The organism is Novosphingobium sp. ERN07 (assembly GCF_012641335.1).
Classification (GTDB): Bacteria; Pseudomonadota; Alphaproteobacteria; order Sphingomonadales; family Sphingomonadaceae; genus Novosphingobium.
The window spans coordinates 1-7,883 of sequence record NZ_JABAID010000041.1 but is presented as its reverse complement, the minus strand read 5'-3'; the positions used below and the strand labels follow the sequence as shown (position 1 = coordinate 7,883).

General features: G+C 63.9%; 7 protein-coding genes. 2 read left to right on the top strand and 5 right to left on the bottom strand.

Annotation, left to right across the window (positions count from 1 at the left end; genetic code table 11):
• Positions 1 to 180: 180 nt before the first annotated feature.
• The 5 genes from HGI47_RS21670 to HGI47_RS21650 all read right to left on the bottom strand — a co-directional run bounded on the left by HGI47_RS21670 (position 181) and on the right by HGI47_RS21650 (position 5,646).
• Complete coding sequence (locus HGI47_RS21670; RefSeq protein ID WP_168854837.1) at positions 181 to 456, bottom strand: hypothetical protein; 276 nt, start codon at positions 454 to 456, stop codon at positions 181 to 183.
• A 267-nt stretch (positions 457 to 723) separates the two neighbouring features.
• Positions 724 to 1,470 carry a siderophore-interacting protein gene (locus HGI47_RS21665; RefSeq protein ID WP_206066358.1) on the bottom strand — a complete coding sequence of 249 codons (747 nt, stop codon included), beginning with the start codon at positions 1,468 to 1,470 and terminating at the stop codon, positions 724 to 726.
• 11 nt (positions 1,471 to 1,481) lie between these two features.
• Positions 1,482 to 3,017, bottom strand: a complete 1,536-nt coding sequence (locus tag HGI47_RS21660; RefSeq protein WP_168854836.1) for a DHA2 family efflux MFS transporter permease subunit — start codon at positions 3,015 to 3,017, stop codon at positions 1,482 to 1,484.
• Positions 3,014 to 4,174: an HlyD family efflux transporter periplasmic adaptor subunit gene (locus HGI47_RS21655; protein ID WP_168854835.1), complete on the bottom strand. Its 1,161-nt coding sequence runs from the start codon at positions 4,172 to 4,174 to the stop codon at positions 3,014 to 3,016. The genes HGI47_RS21660 and HGI47_RS21655 overlap by 4 nt, the downstream gene beginning before the upstream one ends.
• On the bottom strand, positions 4,171 to 5,646 hold the full coding sequence (locus HGI47_RS21650; RefSeq protein ID WP_168854834.1) for an efflux transporter outer membrane subunit: 1,476 nt from the start codon (positions 5,644 to 5,646) through the stop codon (positions 4,171 to 4,173). The genes HGI47_RS21655 and HGI47_RS21650 overlap by 4 nt, the downstream gene beginning before the upstream one ends.
• Before the next feature lie 112 nt (positions 5,647 to 5,758).
• Between HGI47_RS21650 and HGI47_RS21645 the strand changes: the two genes are divergently transcribed.
• Both HGI47_RS21645 and HGI47_RS21640 read left to right on the top strand, forming a co-directional pair.
• A complete protein-coding gene (locus HGI47_RS21645; RefSeq protein WP_168854833.1) occupies positions 5,759 to 6,655 on the top strand; it encodes a LysR family transcriptional regulator in 897 nt (298 codons plus the stop codon).
• Positions 6,656 to 6,865: 210 nt separating this feature from the next.
• Entirely contained in the window at positions 6,866 to 7,318 is a 453-nt protein-coding gene (locus tag HGI47_RS21640) for a hypothetical protein (protein WP_168854832.1), read from the top strand.
• Positions 7,319 to 7,883: the final 565 nt, after the last annotated feature.

The following is a 7,883-nucleotide window of genomic DNA, read 5'->3' as shown; positions in this document are numbered from 1 at the left end:
CACACCAAAGCCCTTTTACCCATAGACCTGTGCGAGCCCCACCGCGGGTCGTACTTGTAAGACTTTCGTACGCCTGCCGGCGCCCGAAACCCTTCGACAAACCCGTCGTTCCCATGCAGCAGGTTGAGCGTCTGCTCTTGTCAGAAGCCGACGTTCAGCGCTTGTGCGCGCGGCGTGGCGTTACGACTGAAGCTGGGCCGAGAGGAGACTGACAGCTTTCGTTATCCGGTCAACCAAAGCGGACGAGGTCACCCGACTCTCAATCGGGCGACCGTCGACGAGGACCAGCAGCTGCGGATTGATCGAGCACTCGAAGCCTGGCCGCAAACCGCACAAGCCGACATCACCAAGCCCGTTGGGATATTGGATGACGTCGACGCTCGCATTCTTCTTGAGCTCATCGATGAAGTTGAGGGCGACCGTATTGGCAAGCTGTTCCTCGCTGACCACTTCCATGGACGAGGCGACATTCTCCTACCGTTCCTGCGTGCGATTGGACGTGACGACAATGTCCGACGTGATGAAGCGACGGCCCGCTTAATCCGCACGCGCGCCGACGGAACAAACGGACAGGAACGCGGCGAGCAGGCACGCGCCATTCTTCTGGAGAAGCAATTTCGATCCCCAACTTATAGCCGATTCGTGATATGAGATCACGTTCTACTTCATTAAGATGCCAATCTCCTGTGTTCCAGCAAGGCAGGGTCGCCCTGCGTACGTCCGCTATGTCGGCGATCTCACCTGATCGCGATCTCTATGGTCCGCAGTGCCTAGCCGCCAATAGCCCTTTGCGTCGATCGACGTATGGAGGATGCGACGATCGACCAGCAAATGCGTGCGCATGGCGCGGACCATGAACGCCTCGCCGGCGAGGAAGACTTGGCAAGAACGTGGCAAGTCCGCTTTTTGCACCACGAGTTCGAGCTTGCCCGTGGTTCCGGGAAAGGCCGCGCCGGAATGTACCCAACGAAGCGTCAGGTTCGCCGAGGAAATCAGCGCCTGCTCCTCGCCAGCATCAGCGACCTCGATGAACACTTGTGCCCGTGTGCCGGTGGGAAGCTGCTCAACGATTCCAGCTATCGCGGGCAGCGCCGTGGCGTCGCCGATCAGCACCTGTTCGTGCTGCAACGGATCTATCCAGTAGCCAGACCTCGGGCCGGCAATCTGTAGCTTGTCGCCCTCGCGGACGCGGGCGATCCACCATGCTGCTGGCCCCTGATCGCCGTGTAGGGCGAAGTCGAACACCATCCAGCCCTTTTCAGCATTGCAAGCGCGGATGGTATAGGCCCGGCCCTGCCGCTTGATGTTGGACGGCATGGGGAAGAACAGCTTCATCCACATGGCCGGACGATCCACATGCATAGCCTTGAAGGCGTCCCCGGCGACGGTGACGCGCCGCATCTTCGGGCTGATGTCTTTGACGCCGATGACATGGGCGTCGTGGAGAGTGCGGGACTTGAGCGGGTTCATGAGCGTGATCCTCACGCCTTGCCCGGCTGCGCTGTGTGCGGATTGCGGGCGAACCACAGGATCACCAGCGCGGCGAGGAAAGCGAAGCTGGAGAAAAGGAAGAAGTCGTTGAGCGCGAGCATGTGCGCCTGCACGTCCTGCGCGCGGGCGATCACGCTCCATGCCTGTTCGTCCGACAGGCCAGACGAGCGCAGACTGGCGACCGCGACGGCGCTCCGCTCATCGAACGGGTTCAACCGTGCACCCAGATGGGTCTGGTGAAAACGCGAGCGGCTGTCCCAGAAGGTCGTGGCGAGGCTGGCGATCAGGCTGCCCGACATCATGCGGATCGCGGTCTGGAGGCCGGAGGCCGAGGCCAACTTCTCGACCGGCACGCCCGCCAGCGACAGGCTGACCACGGGGGTCAGGAAGAAGCCGATGCCGATCCCCTGCGCCAGATGGGACAGTGCGATCGTGGCGGCGTCGATCCCGGTGGTGGTCCCCGACCGCCACCACGCCACCGCCGCCCAGGCGAGGAAGGCAATGCTGGCGAAGATGCGGGCATCGCCCTTTGCCACCCAGCGCCCAAGGAAGGGGGCCAGCAAGATGCCGAACAGCCCCATCGGCGCGGTGACGAGACCGGCCCAGGTCGAGCTGTAGCCAAGATTGGTCTGGAGCCAGAGCGGGATCAGCACCAGCGAGGCGAAGTAGAGACCGAATCCCGCTGCGACCGCGATCGTGCCCACCGCGAAGTTGCGATGGGCGAACAGGCGCAGGTCGATGATCGGATGCGTTTCGCCCAGTTCCCAGATGACCAGCGTGACGAGGCTGACGACGGCAAGGATCGCCGTGACGCAGATGACGGGCGAAGTAAGCCAGTCGAGCGTCCGCCCGCGATCGAGCGTAACTTGCAGGCAGCCGATGCCCAGCGCCAGCAAGGCAAGGCCCCGCAGGTCCACCGGCAGGCGCATGGAGGGCGTATCGCGTCCCTTGAGCAGGGCGATGGTCGAGACGACGACGAACAGCCCGACCGGCGCGTTGACGAGGAAGATCCACGGCCAGCTATAGCTGTCGGTGATCCATCCGCCGAGCAGCGGCCCGGCGACCGGCCCGGCCATATTGGTCATCGCCCACATCGCGACCGCGAAGGTGCGCTTCTCCAGGGGGAAAACCGCGACCAGCAGCGCCTGGCTCAGCGGCACGATCGGCCCCGACACCGCGCCTTGCAGCACGCGGAACAGCAGCAGCGAGTCGAACGACCAGGCAAGACCACAGAGAATCGAGGCCAGAGTGAACGCCGCCACCGCGCCGACGAACAGACGCACCTGTCCGAAGCGGCGACCGAGCCAGCCGGTCAGCGGGATGCAGATCGCGTTGGCGATTGCGAAGGAAGTGATCGCCCATTCGCCTTCCTCCGATCCGATGCCGAGATTGCCGGAGATGGTCGGCACCGAGACATTGGCGATGGTGATGTCCACCACGGCCATGAACGAAGCCAGCCCGAGCGTGGTCGCCGCCAGCGCGAGCTTGCCGCCCTCAAGCGGGATAATCGGTTGCTTCGCGCTCATGGCTTACGCCCGATATTGGCGGCGATGATGCGGGCGACGGCGGCATCGGCCTCGCGCGTCTGCGCATCATAGAGAGCGACGCTTTCGGATTGCGGGGCGGCAGGCCGGGCCTTGCGATCGCACCGGCCGGTATCGACCGTCACCTTCGCCGACAGCCCGATACGGAGCGGATTGCGGGCCAGTTCGGCCGGATCGAGCCGGATGCGGACCGGCACGCGCTGCACCACCTTGATCCAGTTGCCGGTCGCGTTCTGCGCCGGGAGCAGCGCGAAGGCCGCGCCGCTACCGGCTTCGATATCGGCGACGCGGCCGTGATAGGTGATCCGGCGGCCATAGATATCGGCCGTGACGGTGGCGGGCTGGCCGGGACAGATGCCGTCAAGCTGGACCTCCTTGAAATTGGCGTCGATCCACAGCCCGTCGAGCGGCACTACGGCCATCAGTCGATCGCCTGGCGCCACCCGGCGGCCGAGTTGCACGTTGCGCTGCGCGATCATCCCGCCGACCGGCGCGACGATGCGCGCACGGGCCAGCGCCAGCGCCGCCGCACGGACCTGTTCGGCGGCGGCTTGCACTTCGGGATGCGAGGCGAGCGTCGCGCCGCTGGTCTGGGCCAGTGCCTGCGCGCGGGCTTCGCGAGCAGCGGCCAGTGTGGCCTCAGCGCTACGCACCGCATCGCCGGCGTGGCGCACATCCTCGCCAGTGACTGCCCCGCTATTGGCGATGGCCTGCCGTTGCGACAGGTCGGCGCGCGCCTTGTCGAGGCCCGCCTGCGCGACGCCGATCTCTGCATCGAACCGAGCATCGCTCGCGAACAGGCCGCGTACATTGCGGACGGCGCGGGCAAGGTCGGCCTCAGCCGCGGCAAGCGCGACTCGGGCATCGCTCGGGTCGATCTCGATCAGGGGCGTTCCGGCCGTAACCCGGTCGCTATTGTCTGCGCCGACGCGGATGACGGTGCCGGCCACTTGCGGCGTGACGGCGACGACATGGCCGTTCACATAGGCGTCGTCGGTCGAGCGGCTATCGCCGCCCGACAGCCAGCTATAGCCGGCCCAGCCCAACGCTACGACGGCGACACCGGCGCCCAGGATGAGAAGCCGCTTGCGGCGGACGGTCGCCGGGTCGGCGGAGGGAGATGTCGGCGTGTCGGTCATTGTGCTTGTCCTGAAAGAGAGGGAGTGGGCGCCCAGGCCCCGCCCAGCGCGCGGATCAGCGCGACCTGCGCGATGGCGACGCGGGCATCGGCCTCCGCCACGCGACGTTGGGCGAGCAGCAGGGCGGTTTCGGTCGAAAGGCGGTCGGCTGTGCCGGACAGGCCCTGCCGCTCGCGCAACTTTTGAAGGTCGAGGATGCGCCGCCAATGCGCGACGGCAGCCCGCGCTTCGCTCTGGCGGGCGCGTTCGCTCGTCAAGCCGGTTACGCCGTTCGCTATCTGGTTCAGCGCTTCGGTCAGCGTGCCGTTATAAGCGGCGACGGCGGCATCATATTCCGCCGTCTTGCCCCGCAGATTGGCGCGCAGTCGTCCGCCGTCGAAGATCGGCAGCGACACCGCCGGTCCCGCCCCGGTGGCAATGCTCCCGGCCCGGAGCAGCGAACCCAGACCGATGCTCTGCACCCCGGCGAAGGCGATGAGATCGACGTCGGGATAGAAGGCGGCACGGGCGACGCCGATTTCGCGCGCCGCCGCCTCGACGGTGGCGCGCGCAGCCGTCACATCCGGGCGGGCGCCCAGCAGGCTGGCCGGGATTGCGGACAAGGGCACGGGGTCGCCGATCGCCTTGAGCGACGGAGGGGCCAGCCCATCCGCGAACGCCGGATCACGTCCCAACAGCGCCGCGATCTGATGACGGCGCGCGGCGATCTCGCCATCGAGTCGGGCGATGTCTTCACGGGTAGCGGTGATCGCCTCGCGCGCCTGCGTTGTCTCGATCCCGGTGGCGAGGCCAGCGCGTTCGCGCGCTGCGATCAGGTTAATCACACCTTGACGCCGGGCCAGCCCCGCCATCGCTATGTCGCGCTGGCGGGAAGCGGCATCGAAGCGGACATAGGCATCGACCAGCGCCGTGCGCAGCAGCAAGGTTGCGTCGTCCGACTCTGCACGCGCCACCTCCAGGCGCGCCGACGCCGCGGCCTGCGCCTCTCGTCGCCTTCCCCCGAAATCGATCGCGTAGCTGGCGTTGGCAGTCAGGTTGCCTTCGCTTCCCCAATTGCCGGCATAGGGCGCAGGAAAGACGCTATGGTTGGGAAACCGTTCGCCGACTGCCCGGGCTGACCCATCAACGGTTGGGAGGCGATCGGCTGCTGCGGTGTCAACCCCGGCGGCTGCGCGGCGCATCCTCGCAGCGGCTTCGGCGATTGATGGCGCAGTCAGGGTGTCCGACGCGATCAGCCTATCAAGTTGTGGATCGCCCCAAGCAGTCCACCATGAGGTTGAAGCGGGCGCACCCGGCTGCATGATCGCGCCGGTTATGTCCTTTCCCGCTGAAAGGGCGGTCGTATCCACCAGCGCTTCAGTGGGGCGGATCGACAGGCTGCCGCTCGCACAGGCTGACAGCGTGAACAGGCAAGCGCAGGCCAGCAGGGTCGCGCGTCGGTTGGGTCGGGATGGGAATGGAGCATCGCGCATGAAACAGGTCCGAATGAGGGTCGGTCCCGAACATGCGTGCGATTGAGTATTTCAGAAATGACGGATATGATCGTTTATAGTTTCGTGAAATGAAATCGGGATTATCGCCGCTTTGTCCGTATCAAACCTCAACCTCCTCTCCGTTCTCGACATTCTGCTGGAGGAACGCAGCGTCACCCGCGCGGCGGAGCGCCTTGGCATCAGCGCGCCATCGGTCAGCCGGGTGCTGGGTCGCTTGCGTCAGGTCACGGGCGATCCGCTGCTTGTGCGCGCCGGTCGCGACCTGGTGCCAACCGCGCGAGCACTGGAACTGCATGACGATGTGCATCGCGTGGTCGAGGATGCCGCTGCCTTGCTGCGCCCCACGACGCTTGACCTCGCCAAGCTTGAGCGCCGCTTCATCGTGCGCGCCAACGACGGTTTCGTGGGCGCGTTCGCTGGCCGCTTGTTGGCACGCCTCCGCGCGCAAGCGCCTCTGGTTGAATTGCGGTTTGCCCCTGAAGGAGAGAGCGATGACGACGCTCTCCGTGAGGGGCGGATCGACCTCGACATTGGTGCCTTGCGCGAGATGGGGCCAGAGGTGCGCATCCAGACGGTGTTTCGCGATCATTTTGTTGGCATGGCCCGCGCCGATCATCCGATATTCGCCGCCCCGATCACGCCGGAGAGCTTCTGCCGATACGATCAGATCAGTTCCTCCCGGCGCGGCCGTGCGCTAGGTTCGGTGGACAAGGCGCTCGCCGATCTTGGTCTCAAACGCCGCGTCGTCCTGACCGTACCATTCCCCAAGACTGCGTTGGCCGCGCTCCCCGAGAGCGACCTGATCGCCCCGGTGCCGAACCATGTCCGCCGCTCAGCCGAAGCAATGGGAACGCGATTGCGGTCCTTTGATTTGCCTCTGAAGCTTGAGCCCGTCGTCGTCGGGCAGGCTTGGCACCCGCGCTTCGACAGGGACGCCGGACATCAGTTCTTGCGGCAGGCAGTGCGTGGAGTGTGCGCAGACGGGTGATGCTGCCAGCTATTCGATAGCTCTGGCAAAAATTTTCCGATACCCGGCAAACACTTTCCGGTCGCAGTCGGGGTTTTGCAGCAGCGCACGGTTCGCTTCATGCCTATCTGAACCAAAACCTTCTGAAAAGTAACAACAATAGTCAATCCTCCAAATGTGGCACATCATTTGCTTACTGCCTGCGATAGAGCACAGCTACGGGAGGGCTCGATGAATATCGCAGGGAGTGTCACTACTGCCGGCCATGGTGCCCGCATGTCAAACGCCGCGACGAGCAGCGCCAAATCTACTTCCTTTGCCAACCTGATCGCAGCTGCGGCCAGCAGCCCGAGCAAGGAAAAGGATCGCGGTGCCCAAGCCGTCGACTTCACGCACATGACGCGCAAGGATCTGTCCGACTGGGTCAATGCCAAGATAACAAGCGGGGAGATCTCGCTTGGCAGTACCGAGGGATTTTTAGGGATGACAATGAAAATCCCTGTCAGCGGCGCTTATACAGGTCTCGACGATGCAGAGGCTGTCGACTTCATGCAGTCAGCAAGGGACGGAATGTCGTGGGCGCGCCAGCATGGTAATGCGGCAATGTTCACCAGTCTTCAGACCACTCTGGGATTAATGCAGCAGTATCTGGGTACGATCAGCAGGGTTGACCTCACCGCCTGAGTTAAACGCGCCAAGCAAAACGAAAGTGGTTCCGACCAGAGCTTACATTGAGGTTGTGGCGTGTGTCCAATTGTCTTGAAAGACGACCGGTTAAAGAAACCGATGACGGGCCGAAGTCCTTATTTGCCGCCCAAGATACAAGAGAACATCCCGCTTGGTGCTCAGTGCGAAATCACCTTTGCAGATTGCCGCGATTATTCGCGGCAGTCCCAGTTCGCATCTCTAAGACATTTATGAAGGAATGGCCGTTTACATGATGGGGGCGGGTCGAGAGCGATTAAGGCGACATACTCTTTCTTCATTTTATCGGATCCGGGTAGCGACGGGTGCAAGAGGTCAATCTGCTACAAGCATGGTAGCCTCCCGAGAGTTAGGGTCAGTAACCGCACTCTGAAAGAGCGTCATCCGGTATCCACTCTCGCCATGGGACCTTTCGGGATGCTCATTTGGCAGCCTCAACGTCGGAAATGTCGAAGGGTTTCGGGCGCCGGCAGGCGTACGAAAGTCTTACAAGTACGACCCGCGGTGGGGCTCGCACAGGTCTATGGGTAAAAGGGCTTTGGTG